The following is a 16,614-nucleotide window of genomic DNA, read 5'->3' as shown; positions in this document are numbered from 1 at the left end:
CCCGCGAACGGCAGCCCCGGTCTGCAGCGGGCTCGGCAACTGGACAGCGGTGAGCTCTTCTCAAAGCGGTGACAACGATGGTAAACATCTCAGAAATCGATTTCCCACCACGAAGGAAACCGCCCATGCTCCGTCGTGCTGTCGTCGTGCTGCTCTCCTCGGCGCTGCTGCTGACCGGTTCGTCGCAGGCCTCGGCCGCGCCGTCCGGGAGCGGCAACGGACCGGTCGGGTGGGAGGTGTACCGCAACCTCGACCGCCTGTCCGAGCTGCAGACCGGCGTCCGGACGAAGCAGTTCTCCAGCTTCGGCCGCGACGGCACGAACAACGACGGCTTCGACGGCACCTACTCCTGCCTGCGGACGACGGCCGCGGGCTGTGTGATCGCCGAGGACAGCGGTCCCGGTGAGGTGGCCTCGATCTGGTTCACCCGCGACGAGGGCAATGTGACCAGGACCGGCACGATCACCGTCGAGCTGGACGGCAAGCAGGTCCTGCACGGATCGCTGCAGGACATCGTGGACGGCAAGCTCGGCGCGCCGTTCAGCTACCCGCTGGTCGCGAACGGCGTCCAGACCAGCGGCGGCGTCTACCTCCGGGTCCCGATGCCGTACCGCTCCTCGATGCGGATCACCACGCAGACGAATCCGTACTTCTACCACGTCGACTACCGCCAGTTCCCGGACGCGAACGGCGTCCGGACCTTCGATCCCGGCGACAAGGCCGAGGACGTCCTCGCGCTCCTCAACGCTGCAGGCACGAAGGACCCGAAGCCCGCGCGACCGGACGCGCGGACCACGAGCACCGCGCTGAGCCTTGCTCCCGGCCGGCAGGTCACGCTGGCAGACACCCGTGGCGCGGGTGAGGTAAGCGCGCTTCGGCTGAAGCTGCCCGACGTCGTCGGTCTCGACCTGAAGAGCTTCGCCGACGACGGCCGCGCGTTCCTCGGCGGCAGCACGTTCACGCTGAAGGTCGATCCGGCGAACACCGGAGTGAAGCTGACCCGCCGGATGGATCTGCGGATCGGCAACCAGCGCGCGAAGATCCTCGTCGACGGCGCACCGGCCGGTGAGTGGGCGCCGCTCAAGGCACAGGGCGCGCAGTGGCACGACCAGTCCGTCGACCTCCCGGCCGCCCTGACCGCAGGCAAGTCGCAGATCACGATCACCAACCAGTTCGTGTCGTCCGACCTCGACTTCAACGAGTTCCTGTACTGGGCGGACTCGACCGTCGGCGGCCAGGTGAAGCGCACCGACAGGCTCGACGTCGGCCCGAAGCACGTCGCCGACGAGCAGGCCCACGGGTACTCGATCACGCAGCAGAACTGGAGCGGCGAGCACGCGATGGCGTACGCCGCCACGGACGAGGACGCCGCCCGGGTCAAGCCGTCCGACACGCTGCTGGCGGGTGTCCGCGTGCAGGTCACGATCGACGGCCGGAAGCGGGTCGACGCGCCGCTCGGCGAGTTCTTCGGCTCCGGTCTCGGCGAGAACCCGGTCCGTTCGCTCTTCTTCGCCATGGACCCCGACGGCTGGTACTCCTCCTGGTGGCCGATGCCGCACGCCGCCCGCGCGACGGTCACGCTGGTCAACACCACGGCGTACCAGCTCAAGGGGCAGGCTGAGGTGACATCGGCGCGCGACGGCGGCAAGGCCGTCGACCTGGCGACCGGGAAGATCGGCTACTTTACCGCGATCTCGACGCGTGGCGAGACCACGCAGGGCAGCGACTGGACGTTCGCCGACGTGGCCGGCCGCGGCAAGTTCGTCGGCGTCTCGCAGACCATGGAGGGACTGCTTGCCGGCGGCAACACCCGCGGCTACCTGGAGGGCGACGAGCGGGTGTACGTCGACGGCGAGCGGACGCCGGCCATCCACGGCACCGGGACCGAGGACTACTACGAGTCCGGCTGGTACTTCAACGCCGGCACCTATTCCACCCCGTTCCACGGCAACTCCGCGCACGAGGTCCGTGCCGGGTTCTGCACCAACGAGTGCGACGGCGCGTGGCGGCTGCACATCACCGACTCGGTCGCGTTCGAGAACCAGCTCGACTTCGGTATCGAGCACGGCCAGCAGGACGACCACCCGGCGATCTACGGCTCGACGGCCTTCCTGTACACCTCGGCGAAGTTCGGCGCCCGCGAGACCGACCGCCTCGACGTCGGCTCGGCGACCAGCCGTCAGCAGCACGGCTACGCCGACAACGGCACGCAGACCGACCTGAGCTCGGTGTACGAAGGCGACCACGACAACATCACCCTGACTGACCAGGTCCGTTCCAGCACTCAGCCGATCCGCTTCACCGTCGCGACGGACCCGGCCAACCGAGGCGTCACGCTGCGCCGGACCAGTGACCAGAACAGTCCCGGTCAATCGGCGCAGGTGATTGTCAACGGCAAGGATGCGGGCACCTGGCTGCAACCACTCGGCAACACCCACCAACGCTGGCTCGACGACAACTATCAGCTGCCTGCGGCAATCACCTCGGGCAGGAGCCGCCTGACCATCGAGCTCCGGCCGACCGGCCCGGCGTGGACCGCGTCGTCGTACGTCGTCCAGTCGCTCACCGCGCCGTACGACGACCGCCGGGCGCCCGGCGCGGTCGACCAGGTGAAGGCCACCGGGCGGGCCGACAACGCGATCGACGTGACCTGGAACGACGTCGCCGACGAGAGCGGGATCGCGCGCTACAACGTGTACGGCGCCGTCGCCGGCGGGACCGAGAAACTGCTGGGGACGAGCCCGCTCCCCGGGTTCCTGCACCGCGGCTTGGGGCTGGGGGAGACGTGGACGTACCGGGTGTCGGCGGTGGATCTGGCCGGGAACACCGGACCGAAGTCGGCGGCCGCGCAAGGGACCAGCGGGAGGACGCTGCGGGTCGAGGGTGAGGCGATGCTGCCGCCCGTCTCGTCGTCCGTCGCGGTCGACCCGCAGGGCAACTGCTGCGGGGTCAGCTGGTCCGGCGGCGCGCAGGCGTGGATCCACGGGACGAAGGCCGGCGACAAGACCGTGTTCGGGTTCACCGTCGCGACGACCGGCACGTACGAGCTGTCCGCCGTGCTGACGAAGGCGGCCGACTACGGGATCGTCGACGTACAGGTCGACGGGAACGCCGCGGTCGGCTTCGACGGCTACCAGGCCGCCGGGGTCGGCACGCAGACCGTGGCCCTGGGCAGTGTCCCGTTGACGGCCGGGGCTCACCAGTTCGCGGTGACACTGACCGGCAAGAACGCGGCGGCAACCGGCTACCTGGTCGGCGTGGATCTGCTGGACCTTAGGCTCGCCCCGTGAATCCCTTGGAGTCTCGTCGTACCGCACTGATCCTGATCGACCTGATGCCACGGATCATCGCTCTGGACACCGCGCCGCTGGGCGGGCCGGTCGTGCTCGAGCGATCCGTGGCACTGGCCGCGGCGACACGGTCGGCCGGCGGACTGGTGGTGAACGTCCGGGTCGAGCGGCCCGGTGTGGACGTGCAACCGGAGGGCAGCGAGTTCGCCCCGGAGGCCGTCCCGCAGGAGGGCGACCTGGAGATCGTCAAACAGACGATCGGCGCCTTCGGCCGCTCACCGCTCGACGCCGAGCTCCAGTCCCGCGGCATCGCGAACGTGGTCCTGGCCGGTATCGCGACGAACTTCGGCGTCGAGTCCACCGGCCGGGCCGCCTCCGACCTCGGCTACGAGACGTTCTTCGTCACCGACGCGATGACCGGCCTCGACGACCACGCGCACAACTTCGCGGTCTCGTACGTGTTCCCCCGGATCGGCACGAGCTGCACGACCGCCGAGTACCTGCAGGCGCTCGGCTAGCCGAAAAGTGCAGCGTTTTCCTGCGCCCAGGACTGGAGTGTGCGGGGCGGCCGGCCGGTGACCTCGGCGACGGTGCCGTTGACGGTGGTCTCGTCGATGGTGCCGTCGCCGAAGAACGACTCGATGGCCCGCGCGTAGGGCTCCGGCATCGATCCGAACAGTGCCTCGTGGGTCTCCGCACGACTCATCGGGTACGCCGTCAGCGGCCGGTCGAGGGCGTCGGCGAGGATCGCGACCTGCTCGACCGGTGTCAGCGCGACCGGCCCGGTGAGCCGCAGGACCTCGCCGTCGTGCTCGCCCTGCAATGCCCGCACCGCGACGTCGCCGATGTCTCGTGGATGGATCGTGGACACCGGTACGTCGGGGAACTGGACCCGCACCTCGTCACCGGCGGCGAGCTGGTTCCGCCAGCGCAGCGTGTTGGACATGAACGAGTTCGGCCGCAGGAACGTCCAGGCCGGCCCTGACGCCCGTACTGCTTCCTCGGTCGCGTGGTGATACGCGGCAACCGCGTTCGTGACGTCGCCGTCGAGCGAACTGCTCGACAGTACGACGACTTTCCGCACCCCCGCCCGGACGGCGTTCGAGAGCAGTTCGTCGAGCCGTTCGTACCCGCTCAGCAGGAAGATGCCGGTCACCCCGGACAACGCGTCCACGAAGGTTTCCGGCCGGTTCAGGTCGCCGTACGCCGGCTCGATCCCCTTCGGCAGCTCGCGCTCCGACCGGATCAGCGCCCGCGCAGGGAGCCCTGCGGCCGCCAGCGCCTCCACCACCGCACCACCGGCGTTCCCGGTCGCACCGGTCACCAGAACGGTCATGAACCCCACCCTCTCGCATCGATCCGCACAGCCTGCCACGCCTGCAGGGCCGCGCGCAGACAGAATGCGGGGTCGTCCGCGTGATAGACGCGCTCATCAGGTTCGATGTTGTCGAGGAACCGTTGGTAGGTCAGCGCGTAGGTCAGTGGGCTCAGCACACTCATCGGCCGCAGCGCACGCAGCGGCTCGGATCCCGGGACCTCACGCTGCCAAGCCCGCGACCAGACCTCGGCGGGGTGGTCACGCCGGTCCTCGGGCAGGAAGTCCTGCAGGCGTTTGATGTCGATCGCGGGGTGGCCGACGAACGCGTCGGCCCAGTCGACGATCGTGCGGTTCGTCCCGTCCGAGCGCCAGTTGCCCGGGTGGAAGTCGCCGTGCACCAGCGTGATCGGCAGGCCGGCCGCGTCGAGCTCGTCGATGACATCGGGGAGCCCGGCGATCAACCGGTCCAGGGCGGCCAGTTCGTCGGCGTCGAGGTCGACGCGAGGCAGTAACCGCGCGATGCCGGCGGCGAGGTCGTGCGGCAGCACGCTGGGCGTCGCGAGCTCGCCGGCCTCGGCTGCCAGGGCGGCCTGTGCGGTCACCCAGCGACTCACCACGCTGTCGACCGTCGCCTGGTCCGGCTCCCAGCAGTCGATGCCCGGGGCATGGGCCAGCAGCGACCACCGGTCGTCCGGCGACTGACCGAGCACGGCCGGTGCGAGCGTCGCGTCGTACCGGTGGACGTGCTGGATGATGTCCGCGTCGACACCGCAGAACCGGGGGGTCGCCTTGGCCCACGCCCCCGGAAAGCGGATCAGGCAGGACAGGTTCCACGTCTTCACCTGGACGGCGTCGCGCGCCCCGAGGATGCCGCCGGCCCACTCGATGATCCGGCTCGGGCCGTCGACCTCCGCCCACGTCGACCGCAGCGGGTTCGGCGCGACGAGCGACTCCCACTCCGGCAGCGGTGAGGTGTCGAGGACGCCGGGGCGCGGCTCGTCCAGCGCCTGCACGTGGTAGACGACCCGGCCGCCGCGACCGATGACGGCCTCGTCCGCGTGGACCAGCCGGAGTACCAGCGTGCGAACGCCGAGCAGGTCGTCGAGGTGACGGGTGATCACCTCGACCTCGGCTCACCAGGCCGGCTCGACCTCGAACGCCGGCGCCCGCCCGGCATAGCGGTCGCCGACGCTGACCAAGGCTTCTACTGTCCTGATCTCCACCCGCCTACTCTGGCCTGATCCGGTGCCACGTGCGAGCGCCGGACTTCAGGACGACGCCGGTGCCGAGGTCGACGGGGGCGGTGGGGTCGTCGGTCCGGACGCCGTCGATCGTCACCGCGCCCTGGCGGAGCAGCCGGCGCAGGTCGGAGTTGCTGTCGCCGGGGCGGGCCGCGCGGAGCAGGTCGAACGCGGTCGTCCGGTCGGCGGTGACGACCAGCTCGGGCATCTCCGCCGGTTCGGAACGCTCGGAAAACGTGTGACGGAAGGCGTCCAGCTCGGACCGGGCGGTGCCGGCGCCGTGGTACCGGGTGACGATCGCGGCTGCCAGCCGGAGCTTGGCGTCCCGGGCCGCCGGACCGGTGGCGTCCGCGAGGGCGTCGACCGTGTCCGGCGGCAGCTCGGTGTAGACCCGCGCGTACGCCTCGATCAGCGAGTCCGGGATGCTCATCACCTTCCCGAACTTGTCCCGCGGGCTGTCGGTCAGCCCGATGTAGTTGTTCAGCGACTTCGACTGCTTGGCCCGCCCGTCGATGCCGGGCGTGATCGTGGTCGTGATCACCGCCTGCGGCGGCGCGCCCAGCCGCTGCTGGAAGTGCCGTCCGAGCTGCTCGTTGAACAGCTGGTCCGATCCCACGATCGTCAGGTCGCTGCGCATCGCGAAGCTGTCGTAGCCCTGCAGCACCGGGTACACCAGCTCGTGCACGGCGATCTCCCGCCCGGCGGCGACCCGGTCGCGGAACATGTCCCGGCTCATCAGCTGCGCCTGCGTGACCTGGGCGAACAGGCTGAGCAGTTCCGCGACCGGCATCGCGTCGTACCACTCGGAGTTCCGCCGTACCTCGAACACGTCGGCGTCGGTGCGCAGGACCAGCGAGACCTGTTCGAGGAACGACGCGGCGTTCGCGTCGATCTGCGCGGGGGTGAGCACCGGCCGGGTCTCGGAGCGGCCGGTCGGGTCGCCGACGCGGGTGGTGAGGTCGCCGAGCAGGAACACCACCCGGTGCCCGAGGTCCTGCAGTTGGCGCATCATCCACAGATTCACCGCGTGGCCGAGGTGCAGGTCGGGCGCGGTGCAGTCGACGCCGTACTTGATCCGCAGCGGCCGGCCGGATTCCAGCCGCTCGCGCAGGTCGTCCTCGCCGACGATCAGGTCGGTGGTCCGGCGTAACCGGTCGATGACAGCGTTCATGAGGGTTCCTCTCGGGACGAGGCACCCGTGCACCAGTGCCTCCGGCAAACGGAAAGAGGCAGGAACCGGACGGTTCCTGCCTCGGAGGCTCTGGGTGGAGCGTCTGCGGGGTACTACCGAAGGCCGGCCCCTCCCAGAGCCGGTCGATAGGTCACGCAGTGCTTGGTCACACTCCCAGGCTAACAGCCGCCGACGGCCCCCCGGAATCGGATTAGGCTCGGCCCTGTGATCGACGAGCGGGTTGTGCTGGTGGACGAGAGCGGGCGTGCGGTCGGGACCGAGGCGAAGGCGACGGTCCACCACGCGGCGACGCCGCTGCATCTGGCGTTCTCCAGCTACGTGGTCGACACGGCCGGGCGGGTGCTGCTGACCCGGCGGGCGTTCGGCAAGCCGACCTGGCCGGGCGTCTGGACCAATAGTTGCTGCGGGCACCCACTCCCCGGCGAGCCGCCCGAGCTGGCGGTCCGGCGCCGGCTCGCGGACGAGCTGGGCATCGTCGTGGACACCACGGAGCTGGTGCTGCCGGAGTTCCGGTACCGGGCCGAGATGCCGACCGGCGTGGTCGAGAACGAGATCTGCCCGGTCTACCGGGTGTGGTGGACCGGCGACCCGACGCCGAACCCGGCCGAGGTCGCGGACTACCGGTGGGCCGAATGGCACGAGCTCCGCGACCTCCCGGAGCTCTCGCCGTGGTGCCTGCTGCAACTCGACGAGCTCCCGGGATCGCCGGTCGAGTGGCCGGTGGCCGACCCGGCCCGGCTACCGCCGGCTGCCCAGATCCAGCTCTAGCAGATCGGCGTGGACGGCGACCGCCGCCGTGCTCGCGTGACCTGCCGCGCCGATCGCGAGCAACGCCGGACCGGCCGCCGTACCGACCGCGTAGATCCCGGGCATCGTCGTCCGCCCGCCCTCGTCCGTCACGACCGCACCGTCCGCGATCTGGCACCCCAGCCGCTCGGCCAGATCACTCTGCTGATGCTGGCGTACGACGACGAAGACCCGCTGCGCCGCCAACACCGCGCCACCCGTCAGCGCCACTGATACGTCGGCGCGTACCTCGGCCACCCGCTCGGTGCGCACGTCCACACCTGCCGGCTTCAGCTCATCCAGCTGGGACGCGGTCAGCTCGTCCCCGTCCGTGCACAGCGTCACGTCGTCGCTCCACCGGCTCAGCAGCAACGCCCGTGCCACAGATCGCTCCGGCGCACCACGCATCCCCAGCTGCACCAACGGCTGATCGCGGACCTCCCACCCGTGGCAGTGCGGACACGCCACGACCGTCTGTCCCCACCCGTCCGCGACGCCCGGTACGTCGGGCAGTTCGTCCGACAACCCGGTCGCCAGGACGACGGCCCGCACCCGTTCACCGCCGACCACGAAACCGTCCTCGACCACCTCGACGTCCTCGACCCGCGCATCCCGCACGGCGACGTCGTACGTCGCGAGCTGCCGCCGCCCCACCGCCAGCAGCTCGTCCGGTGTGAGGTCCTCCGCGCCGAGGAAGTTGTGCACGTGCGACGCCGCCCGGTTCCGGGCCTGCCCGTCGTCGAACACCACCACCTGCCGCCGGGCCCGCCCCAACGTCAACGCGGCCTGCAGCCCCGCCACACTCCCACCGATCACCGCAACATCCACGTGTTCATCATACGAGAGAGCTGGTCTCGCAATATGAAATTGGATGGCAGGGCGTGAGCCGGGTGGAGCCTAATGACCGGGTGATCCGGATCAGGCCCGTCGAGACCGACGCCGACTACGAGGCCTGGCGTCAGGTACGCCTCGCCGTACTGCCGGACGAGCGCGCGCCGAGCATCGCCGAGCTCCGCAAGGCCGAGACGCCGCAGCGGCTGTTCCTCGTCGCGGAGCTAAACGGCGAGGTCGCCGCGCACGGCGTCTCGGACCGCTCGAACGAAGCCGACCGCGCCTCGGTGATCGCGCGGGTCCGTCCGGAGGCACGCCGGCGGGGGATCGGCACCGCCTTGCTCCGGAGGCTGACCGAGCATGCGACGGCGCAAGGCTTCACGGTCGCCGGCTGCAGCATCGACGACGACGGCTCGCTCGAGTTCGCGAAGCGTTTCGGCTACACCGAGTACCTCCGCCAGGTGGAGCAGGTACGCCGGATCGCCGACGAGCCCTGGCCGGACCCGCCGACGGAGTACGCCGTCGTGCAGGTCTCGGATCGCCCCGAGCTGTGGGCCGCGGCGTACGAGCAGGTCGCCGTCCCGACGCTCCCGGACCTCGACACCACGGCCCCGCTGGACGTGACGGCGGAGGAGTGGGCGACGGAGTGGATCAACGACCCGGCCGCGATGTTCCTGGCGGTGGCCGGCGACCAGGTGATCGGTGTCGCCGGGTTGATGCTCGACACCGACAGGCCCGAGCGCGCCGAGGTCGCCTACACCGCCGTCCGTCCGGAGTGGCGGGGCAAGGCGGTGGCGTCGACGCTGAAGCGGTCGAGTATGGCGTGGGCGGCCGAGCACGGCATCACCGAGATCTACACCTGGACGCAGCAGGGCAACGCGAACATGCGGCGGCTGAACGAGCACCTCGGCTTCATGTACCGGACGGTCAGCGTCAACGTGCGGGCCGGGCTACCGCTGGAGTTCCCGGAGCAGGTCGGGACCTGACCAGGACCGGCGGTCGGTCTCGGCGGCGTGGATCAGGTCCACCAGCCGCTCGTTGACCGGCGCGGCCCGGCCGACGGATCGCGCGAGGCGGACGACCTCGCCGTTCAGGTAGTCGATCTCGGTCGGCCGCCCGGCTTCGAGGTCCTCCCACATCGACGTCCGGGCGAGCGGGTCGACGGCGAGCACCTTGCTCGCGAGCCGCCGGAACAGGAAGTCGGGCAGCCGGAGGACGGCGGGGAAGCGGTGCATCGGGATCGCCAGCAGTTGCGCCGGCCGGATCCCGGCGGCGTCGAGGATCCCGAGGGTCTCGGCCTGCGCCGCGGCCAGGCAGCGGCGGTACGAGCGCTGCGAGAGTTCGTCGCGGAGCGGCAGGTCCGACAGCGCGTTGATCGGGTTGTTGAGGTTCAGCAGGAGCTTCGCCCACTGCACCGGGAGGATGTCGTCGTGCTGCGTGAGCGGCAGCCCGGCCCGCTCGAAAGCGCTCAGGTACGGCGCGAGCGCGGCGTCCCGCTGGACGTCGAGCGCGCCCTCGGTGCCCTGGTGGAACACGCCCGCGCCGCGGTTCAGCACGTTGAACGGGACCATGCCGGTGATCACCACCTGCTCGGTCAACCGGGACCGCAGCAGCTCACCGTTCCGCACGCCGTTCTGGAAGCTGACCACCACGGTCCCCGGCGTGAGCACCTCGGCCAGCTCGTCCGCCGCGCCCTCGGTCGCCGCCGATTTCACGGTCACCAGCACCAGCTCCGCCCCGGCGGCGCCTGCCGGCGTCGTCTCGAACCGCACGTCCGGCACCCGCAGGTCCGCGCCGAGATAGTCGGTCAGCCGCAACCCGTTCGCGGCCAGCTCAGCCGCGACCCGCGGCCGCCCGACGAACGTCACCGGCGCGCCCGCGGCGGCCAGCCGCCCGCCGACGTAACACCCGATACCACCCGCGCCATAAACAGCGATCACGCGGACAACGTACCGAAGGAGAGTAGTCAGTACCCCTCAGGTGGTTTGGTGGAGACGTGCTTGTGGTCTCCGGGGTCGTAGTGGGCCGCGGTCTCACCGGAGCCGTGGCGGCGTGCCGACTTGGCGAAGGTGAACGCCTCGGTGCCGGCGTGGAACAGCGCCCACAGTGCGTAGCCGAGCGAGATCAGGATGATCGTCAGCAGTGGAATCGCGATTGCCGCACCCATGAGATCCTCCTCACCGAGTAGCGGATCCGTTCAGCACCACCGTCCGTCCGCCTCCGGCCCGCTCGTAGAGACCAAGGACTCTCCCTTCGTGCTGAAAGACCCCTAGTGCAGCCTGACCCGGGGGTCGAGGACCGCGTAGGCGATGTCGACCAGGATGTTGGCGACCACCACCGCGGCCGAGGCGAACAGGACGATGCCGATGATCACCGGCAGGTCCTGCTGGTTGATCGCGACGATCGCGGTCTGGCCCAGCCCGGGCAGGCTGAACACGGTTTCGATGACGACCACGCCGCCGATCAGCTGCCCGAGGTCGATGCCGAACTGCGTGACCACCGGCGTCAGCGCGCTGCGCAGGCCGTGCCGCACGATCACCCGGCTCTCCCGGATCCCCTTCGACCGCGCGGTCCGGATGTAGTCCTCGCCGAGCACGTCCAGCATCGAGCCGCGGGTCAGCCGGGTATACGTTGCCGCCAGCAGCAAGGCGAGCGCGATCCAGGGCAGCAGCAGGTGCTGGAACCACGGCCCGAACCCGCCGGTGAGCGGCGAGTACCCGCCGGCCGGGAACCAGTTGAAACCGCTCAGCGTGAGCCGGAAGTACAGGAAGTACAACAGCAACAGGCCCAGCAGGAACGACGGGAACGAGTAGAAGAACAACGAGAACAACGTCAACCCGCGATCGGCCAGCGAGCGCGGATGCGTCGCCGACAGGACCCCGTTGAACACCCCCAGCGCCAGCCACAGCACGGCGGCCCCGAGCGCCAGCGACACCGTGATCGGCAGCGCCTGCCCGATGATGTGCGTGACCGCCACCTGGTGGTAGTAGTCGTACCCCAGGTTGCCCTGCACCGCGTTGCCGAGGAAGTGCAGGTACTGCTTCCAGACCGGCAGGTCGAGACCGAGCCGGTGCTTGATCAGCGCGATCGTCTCCGGCGTCGCCTGCCGGCCCGCGAGCGTCTGCGCCACGTTGCTCGGAGCAACGAAGAACAGCCCGAACACCGCGAGGCTGATCAGCCACAGGACCAGGACCCCGTGACCGATCCGGCGAATCAGGAACATGGCCATGTCAGGTCCGATCTGCGCGCGGGTCGAAGGCGTCCCGGACGCCGTCGCCGAACAGGTTGAAGGCGAGCGTCGTGATCAGCAGCGCCAGACCGGGGAACAGGATGAACCACCACGCGGTCGTGTAGTAGTTCTGCGACTCGCTGATCATCCCGCCCCAGTCCGCCGTCGGCGGCGGCAGGCCGAGCCCGAGGAACGACAACGTCGCCTGGGTCACGATCACCACCGGGATCAGCAGCGTCGTGTAGACGATCACCGGCGCGATCACGTTCGGCAGGACGTCGACGAACATGATCCGGGTGTCGCCGGCGCCGAGCGAACGGGCCGCCTCGACGAACTCGCGTTCCCGCAGCGACAGCACCTGGCCGCGCACGATCCGGGCGACCGACGCCCAGCTGAAGCAGCCGATCACCAGCACCGTGACGGTCAGGCTCGGCCCGGTCACCGACACCAGCGCGATCGCGACCAGCAGGAACGGTACGGACAGCACCACGTCGATCAGCCGGGCCAGGACCGTGTCGGTGATCCCCCCGAGGAACCCTGCCGCGAGTCCGAGCACGACACCGATGACGACCGTGATGGCGGTCGCGATCACGCCGACGAGCAGCGAGATGCGGGCGCCGTACGCGATCCGGACCAGGACGTCGCGGCCGAGGTCGTCGGTGCCCAGCCAGAACGTGCCGTTCGGCCCGCGGGGCAGGCCGTCCGGGGTCAGCCCGATGTCGCGGTACTGCTCGTTCGGCGGGTGCCCGGTGACGGCCGCGAACACCGGCGCGAAGATCGCCATCAGCACGATCAGCACGATGACGGCGAGCGAGATCATCGCCACCTTGTCCTTGCGCAGCCGCCGCATCGCGAGCGAGAACGGGCTCCGACCCTCGATCACCTGAGGCTCGTCGACGACGTCGACCATCTCGATGGCGGCTGTCATGATGCCTTCAGATCGGGTACGGCGGTGGAGAGGTCCTCGCCCACCGTCAACGGGTAGAAGCACGCGGTGCGATGCTCCGGCTTGTCGTCCAGGACCGGCTCGAGCACCGGCTCCTCGGCCGCGCAGTCCAGTCGGGCCTTCGGGCAGCGGGTGTGGAACCGGCACCCGGACGGCGGGTTCGTCGCGGACGGGATGTCGCCGCCGAGGATGATCTGCTCGCGACTGTCGGCGGTGTCCGGGTCCGCCACCGGCAGGGCCGACAGCAGCGCCCTGGTGTACGGATGCCGGGTCTGCCCGAACAACTCGCCGGTCGGCGCCAGCTCGACGATCTTGCCCAGGTACATGACCGCGATCCGGTCGCTCACGTGCCGGACCACGGACAGGTCGTGCGAGATGAACACGTACGTCAGGTCGAACTCCTGCTGCAGGTCCGACAGCAGGTTGATGATTTGCGCCTGGATCGACACGTCGAGCGCCGACACCGGCTCGTCGCAGATCACCAGTTTCGGCCGCAGCGCCAGCGCTCGCGCGACACCGATCCGCTGTCGCTGGCCGCCGGAGAACTCGGCCGGGAACCGGTTGTAGTGCTCGGGGTTCAGCCCGACCAGCTCCATCAGTTCCTGCACCTTCTTCTTCCGCTCGTTGCCGGAGGCAATGTTGTGGACGGCGAACGGGTCGCCGATGATGGATCCGACCCGGCGGCGCGGGTTCAGCGAGCCGTACGGGTCCTGGAAGATCACCTGGACGTCGCGGCGCAGCGGCCGCATCGCCTTCCGCGAGAGCTTGCTGATCTCCTGGCCCTCGAACCACACCGACCCCGACGTGACGTCGTACAGGTGTGCCATGCAGCGGGCGAGTGACGACTTCCCGCAGCCGGTCTCGCCGACCAGCCCGAGCGTCTCGCCCTTGCGGACCTCCAGCGAGACGCCGGCGACGGCCTGCACGACCTCCTTCGACGACGTCGGGAACTCCTTCCGGACGTCGTCGACCTTCAGCAGCACTTCGTTCATGACGCCACCGCCTCGTTCACGTTGTGGGGGAGCCAGCAGGCGGACTGGTGCCGCGGGTCGCCGCCCACGTCGGTCAGCGGCGGCGTCTCCGAGCACTTCTCGAACACGTGGGGGCACCGGGCCGCGAACGGGCAGCCCTTCGGCAGGCTGATCAGGCTGGGCGGTGTGCCCGCGATCGGTGTCAGCCGGTCACCGCTGCGCGCGGGCAGCGACGCGAGCAGACCCTGCGTGTACGGGTGGTGGTTGCGGTAGAAGATGTCCCGGCGCGGCGCGCGTTCCATCACCGCGCCGGCGTACATCACCACCACGTCGTCGGCCATCTCCGCGACCACACCGAGGTCGTGGGTGATCAGGATGATCGCCGTCCCGAACTGCTCCTGCAGCCGGCGCATCACGTTCAGCACCTGGGCCTGCACGGTCACGTCCAGCGCCGTGGTCGGCTCGTCCGCGATCAGCAGCGCCGGGTCGAGGGCCATCGCCATCGCGATCATCACCCGCTGCCGCATCCCGCCGGAGAACTGGTGCGGGTAGTCGTCGATCCGCTCCGCCGCCCGCGGGATCCCGACCAGCGTGAGCAGGTCGGCGGCCCGTTTCCGGGCCGCCTGCTTGCTGATCTCCAGGTCGTGCGCGCGGATCATCTCCACGATCTGCCAGCCGATCCGGTACTGCGGATGCAGGCTGGACAGCGGATCCTGGAAGATCATCCCGATCCGCGCGCCGCGGAGCCGCCGGAGCGTGGCCTGCTCCGCGGTGATCAGGTCGGTGCCGTCGAAGTACGCCGTACCGGAGACGGTCGCGCCGCGGGTGAGGCCGGTGATGGTCTGGGTGGCGACGCTCTTGCCGGACCCGGACTCGCCGACCACGGCGAGCGTCTGCCCGGCTTCCACGTCGAACGACAACCCCCGGACGGCACGGACGGTACCGTCCGGGGTGTCGAAGGAGACCCTGAGGTCCCTTACTTCAAGCAGGGCCATGAGGTTCAGCCGCCCTGCTTGTCCTTGGACAGCCACACGTTCGTCGGGTCGTAGTTCTGCATCGACGGGACGTAGACGGCGTTGTGGACCTGCGCGGCGTGGTAGTTCGCCTGCTTGCCGTTGGTCAGCGGGTAGAACGCCGCCTGGTCCATCACCCGCGCGTCGGCCTTGGCCCACAGCTCGGCCGCCTGGTCCTGGGTCGCCGCGGTCGCCGCCTGCTTGATCAGGCTGTTGGTCTCCGGGTCGTTGTAGAGCCCGAAGTTGGAGCCCACCGGCGGGTACGACGGCTCACCGGAGAACAGCGGGTTGAAGAACGACAGCGCCGCGTTCCCGTACCAGTCGGCGCCCCAGCCGGCCAGCGACACGTCCCAGACCCCGCGCCGCGCGACATCCGGCACCTGCAGGTACTTCACGTAGAAGTCCGCGTTCGGCGACGGTACGCCGACCACCGTGATGCCGGCCTTGGTCAGGTCCTGCTGGACCGTCTGGAAGGTCTTGCTGCTGCCCTCGGTGGCGTTGCGGTAGAGGAACTTCAGCGTCAGGTGCGGGTAGCCGGCCTCGGCCAGCAGCTGCTTGGCCTTGTCCGGGTCGTACGGGTACGGGTCGATCTGCTTCGAGCCGACGATCACGTCGGGCAGGACGTGGGTCAGCGGCGGGTTGAGCGTCTTGCCGCCGAGCACCTGCAGGATGTGGTCGCGGTTGATCGCGTAGCTGATCGCCTGCCGCACCTTCGGGTTCTGCAGCGCCTTGTTGTTGTTCGGCGAGACGGTGTTGTAGATGACGTACGGGTTCGAGCTCGCGGTGTCGCCGATGGTCAGGTTCGGGTCCTTCTTGGCCTGCAGCGCGGGCAGCTGGGACGGCGGCGGCGCGACGTCGAACTCCATGTCGGCGGCCGGCGTACCGGTCTGCAGTTGCTGCTGGACCGAGTCCTGGGTGACGGTCTCGTTCACCACGATCTTGTCGACGTACGCCTTGCGGACCGGGTCCGACGCCGCGTCCCAGGCGGGGTTGCGGGAGTACGTGATCGACTTGGTCGGCACCCACGAGTCGACCTTGTACGGGCCGTCGGACGGGAAGTGGTTGCCGAGCTCGGTGCTGGCCGGGAGGTAGTTGAGCGACTCGACCGGCGCCGGCGAGAAGGCCGGCAGGGTGAGCATGTCGACGAAGTACGTCGCCGGCTGGGTCAGGTGGAACACGACCGTGCCGGGGTCCTTGGCCTCCACGCCGGGCAGCGGGGTCTTGTCGATGTACGCCTTGATCGCCGCGACCGTCTTCGGCACCTTGGCGAACCCGTCGGCGAACGCCTTGAACCCGACGATCAGGTCGGCGTAGTCCGGGATACCGCCGAACGGCTGCTGCGGGTTGGCGGTCCGCTTCACGCCCAGCACCATGTCCGCGGCGGTCACCGGGCGGGCCGGGGAGGTGTCCCACTTCGCGTTCGGCCGGAGCTTGATCGTGTACGTCTTGCCGTCCGCGCTGATCCCGCCGTTCGCCTGGGTCGGGATGTCGGTGGCCAGGTCGGCGACCGGCGAGGTGTTCTTGCCGTTCGGATCGGCCGGGTAGGTGAACAGCTGACGGCTCCACATCCGCAGGTTCAGGTACCCGACGGAGTAGTAGCTGACATTGGGATCCATGTAGTCGACGTCGCCCGCCCCGAGCAGGTTCAGGGTGCCGCCGGTGACCGCGGTGCCGGCGGATCCGCCTCCGGATCCGGACGCCGTTCCGCCGCCGTTGCTGCAAGCGGCGAGCGCGATCAGGCTCGCCGCGGCGGCAAGGGATACTGCCGCCAGCCGTCTTCTGGCCATTGGTCCTCCT

Annotated in this window: 15 protein-coding genes; 4 read left to right on the top strand and 11 right to left on the bottom strand. The window is 69.7% G+C overall.

Features of this window, described 5'->3' with window-relative positions; translation table 11 throughout:
• Positions 1-125: 125 nt before the first annotated feature.
• Complete coding sequence (locus tag ABZW60_RS01050; protein ID WP_355472708.1) at positions 126-3,290, top strand: DUF2961 domain-containing protein; 3,165 nt, start codon at positions 126-128, stop codon at positions 3,288-3,290.
• The gene (locus ABZW60_RS01045; RefSeq protein WP_355472706.1) at positions 3,287-3,808 is read left to right on the top strand and encodes an isochorismatase family protein; all 522 of its coding nucleotides are present in this window, start codon (positions 3,287-3,289) and stop codon (positions 3,806-3,808) included. Before ABZW60_RS01050 ends, ABZW60_RS01045 begins: the two co-directional genes overlap by 4 nt.
• Here the strand turns inward: ABZW60_RS01045 and ABZW60_RS01040 are convergent.
• The 3 genes from ABZW60_RS01040 to tyrS form a co-directional block, all read right to left on the bottom strand.
• The gene (locus ABZW60_RS01040; RefSeq protein ID WP_355472704.1) at positions 3,805-4,626 is read right to left on the bottom strand and encodes an NAD(P)H-binding protein; all 822 of its coding nucleotides are present in this window, start codon (positions 4,624-4,626) and stop codon (positions 3,805-3,807) included. The two genes, ABZW60_RS01045 and ABZW60_RS01040, sit on opposite strands and share 4 nt — an antisense overlap.
• The gene (locus tag ABZW60_RS01035) at positions 4,623-5,729 is read right to left on the bottom strand and encodes an aminoglycoside phosphotransferase family protein (RefSeq protein WP_355472702.1); all 1,107 of its coding nucleotides are present in this window, start codon (positions 5,727-5,729) and stop codon (positions 4,623-4,625) included. Before ABZW60_RS01035 ends, ABZW60_RS01040 begins: the two co-directional genes overlap by 4 nt.
• Before the next feature lie 106 nt (positions 5,730-5,835).
• Positions 5,836-7,020, bottom strand: a complete 1,185-nt coding sequence (tyrS, locus tag ABZW60_RS01030; RefSeq protein WP_355472701.1) for a tyrosine--tRNA ligase — start codon at positions 7,018-7,020, stop codon at positions 5,836-5,838.
• Positions 7,021-7,245: 225 nt separating this feature from the next.
• On the opposite strand from tyrS, the gene idi reads away from it, so the two are divergent.
• Positions 7,246-7,809: an isopentenyl-diphosphate Delta-isomerase gene (gene idi, locus ABZW60_RS01025; RefSeq protein WP_355472699.1), complete on the top strand. Its 564-nt coding sequence runs from the start codon at positions 7,246-7,248 to the stop codon at positions 7,807-7,809.
• On the opposite strand, the gene ABZW60_RS01020 is transcribed toward idi, so the two are convergent.
• Positions 7,780-8,655 (bottom strand): NAD(P)/FAD-dependent oxidoreductase, encoded by an 876-nt coding sequence (locus tag ABZW60_RS01020; protein ID WP_355472697.1) that lies wholly within the window; start codon positions 8,653-8,655, stop codon positions 7,780-7,782. The two genes, idi and ABZW60_RS01020, sit on opposite strands and share 30 nt — an antisense overlap.
• Before the next feature lie 53 nt (positions 8,656-8,708).
• Here ABZW60_RS01020 and ABZW60_RS01015 point away from each other — a divergent pair, with 53 nt between their 5' ends.
• The gene (locus ABZW60_RS01015; protein ID WP_355472695.1) at positions 8,709-9,644 is read left to right on the top strand and encodes a GNAT family N-acetyltransferase; all 936 of its coding nucleotides are present in this window, start codon (positions 8,709-8,711) and stop codon (positions 9,642-9,644) included.
• On the opposite strand, the gene ABZW60_RS01010 is transcribed toward ABZW60_RS01015, so the two are convergent.
• The 7 genes from ABZW60_RS01010 to ABZW60_RS00980 all read right to left on the bottom strand — a co-directional run bounded on the left by ABZW60_RS01010 (position 9,609) and on the right by ABZW60_RS00980 (position 16,604).
• Positions 9,609-10,598, bottom strand: a complete 990-nt coding sequence (locus tag ABZW60_RS01010; RefSeq protein WP_355472693.1) for a 2-dehydropantoate 2-reductase — start codon at positions 10,596-10,598, stop codon at positions 9,609-9,611. The genes ABZW60_RS01015 and ABZW60_RS01010 overlap by 36 nt on opposite strands.
• Positions 10,599-10,624: 26 nt before the next feature.
• Positions 10,625-10,825, bottom strand: a complete 201-nt coding sequence (locus ABZW60_RS01005) for a hypothetical protein (protein ID WP_355472691.1) — start codon at positions 10,823-10,825, stop codon at positions 10,625-10,627.
• Positions 10,826-10,927: 102 nt separating this feature from the next.
• Positions 10,928-11,887, bottom strand: a complete 960-nt coding sequence (locus ABZW60_RS01000; protein ID WP_355472689.1) for an ABC transporter permease — start codon at positions 11,885-11,887, stop codon at positions 10,928-10,930.
• Between the two features lies 1 nt (position 11,888).
• Positions 11,889-12,815 carry an ABC transporter permease gene (locus tag ABZW60_RS00995; RefSeq protein ID WP_355472687.1) on the bottom strand — a complete coding sequence of 309 codons (927 nt, stop codon included), beginning with the start codon at positions 12,813-12,815 and terminating at the stop codon, positions 11,889-11,891.
• Positions 12,812-13,825 carry an oligopeptide/dipeptide ABC transporter ATP-binding protein gene (locus ABZW60_RS00990; RefSeq protein ID WP_355472685.1) on the bottom strand — a complete coding sequence of 338 codons (1,014 nt, stop codon included), beginning with the start codon at positions 13,823-13,825 and terminating at the stop codon, positions 12,812-12,814. Before ABZW60_RS00990 ends, ABZW60_RS00995 begins: the two co-directional genes overlap by 4 nt.
• Positions 13,822-14,724: an ABC transporter ATP-binding protein gene (locus ABZW60_RS00985; RefSeq protein WP_355472684.1), complete on the bottom strand. Its 903-nt coding sequence runs from the start codon at positions 14,722-14,724 to the stop codon at positions 13,822-13,824. The genes ABZW60_RS00990 and ABZW60_RS00985 overlap by 4 nt, the downstream gene beginning before the upstream one ends.
• Before the next feature lie 80 nt (positions 14,725-14,804).
• Positions 14,805-16,604 carry an ABC transporter substrate-binding protein gene (locus ABZW60_RS00980; RefSeq protein ID WP_355472682.1) on the bottom strand — a complete coding sequence of 600 codons (1,800 nt, stop codon included), beginning with the start codon at positions 16,602-16,604 and terminating at the stop codon, positions 14,805-14,807.
• Positions 16,605-16,614: the final 10 nt, after the last annotated feature.

It is taken from the genome of Kribbella sp. NPDC003557 (genome assembly GCF_040610805.1).
GTDB lineage: Bacteria > Actinomycetota > Actinomycetes > Propionibacteriales > Kribbellaceae > Kribbella.
Note: the sequence above shows the minus strand (reverse complement) of the source record. Positions and strands in the feature narration are given on the sequence as shown.

What these genes read in the sequence shown, in the direction of transcription:
- ABZW60_RS01040 (WP_355472704.1), bottom strand. Translation starts at nt 4,626, where the DNA reads ATGACCGTTCTGGTGACCGGTGCGACCGGGAACGCCGGTGGTGCGGTG.
- tyrS (WP_355472701.1), bottom strand. Translation starts at nt 7,020, where the DNA reads ATGAACGCTGTCATCGACCGGTTACGCCGGACCACCGACCTGATCGTC.
- ABZW60_RS01000 (WP_355472689.1), bottom strand. Translation starts at nt 11,887, where the DNA reads ATGGCCATGTTCCTGATTCGCCGGATCGGTCACGGGGTCCTGGTCCTG.
- ABZW60_RS00990 (WP_355472685.1), bottom strand. Translation starts at nt 13,825, where the DNA reads ATGAACGAAGTGCTGCTGAAGGTCGACGACGTCCGGAAGGAGTTCCCG.
- ABZW60_RS01050 (WP_355472708.1), top strand. Translation starts at nt 126, where the DNA reads ATGCTCCGTCGTGCTGTCGTCGTGCTGCTCTCCTCGGCGCTGCTGCTG.
- ABZW60_RS01005 (WP_355472691.1), bottom strand. Translation starts at nt 10,825, where the DNA reads ATGGGTGCGGCAATCGCGATTCCACTGCTGACGATCATCCTGATCTCG.
- ABZW60_RS00980 (WP_355472682.1), bottom strand. Translation starts at nt 16,604, where the DNA reads ATGGCCAGAAGACGGCTGGCGGCAGTATCCCTTGCCGCCGCGGCGAGC.
- ABZW60_RS00995 (WP_355472687.1), bottom strand. Translation starts at nt 12,815, where the DNA reads ATGACAGCCGCCATCGAGATGGTCGACGTCGTCGACGAGCCTCAGGTG.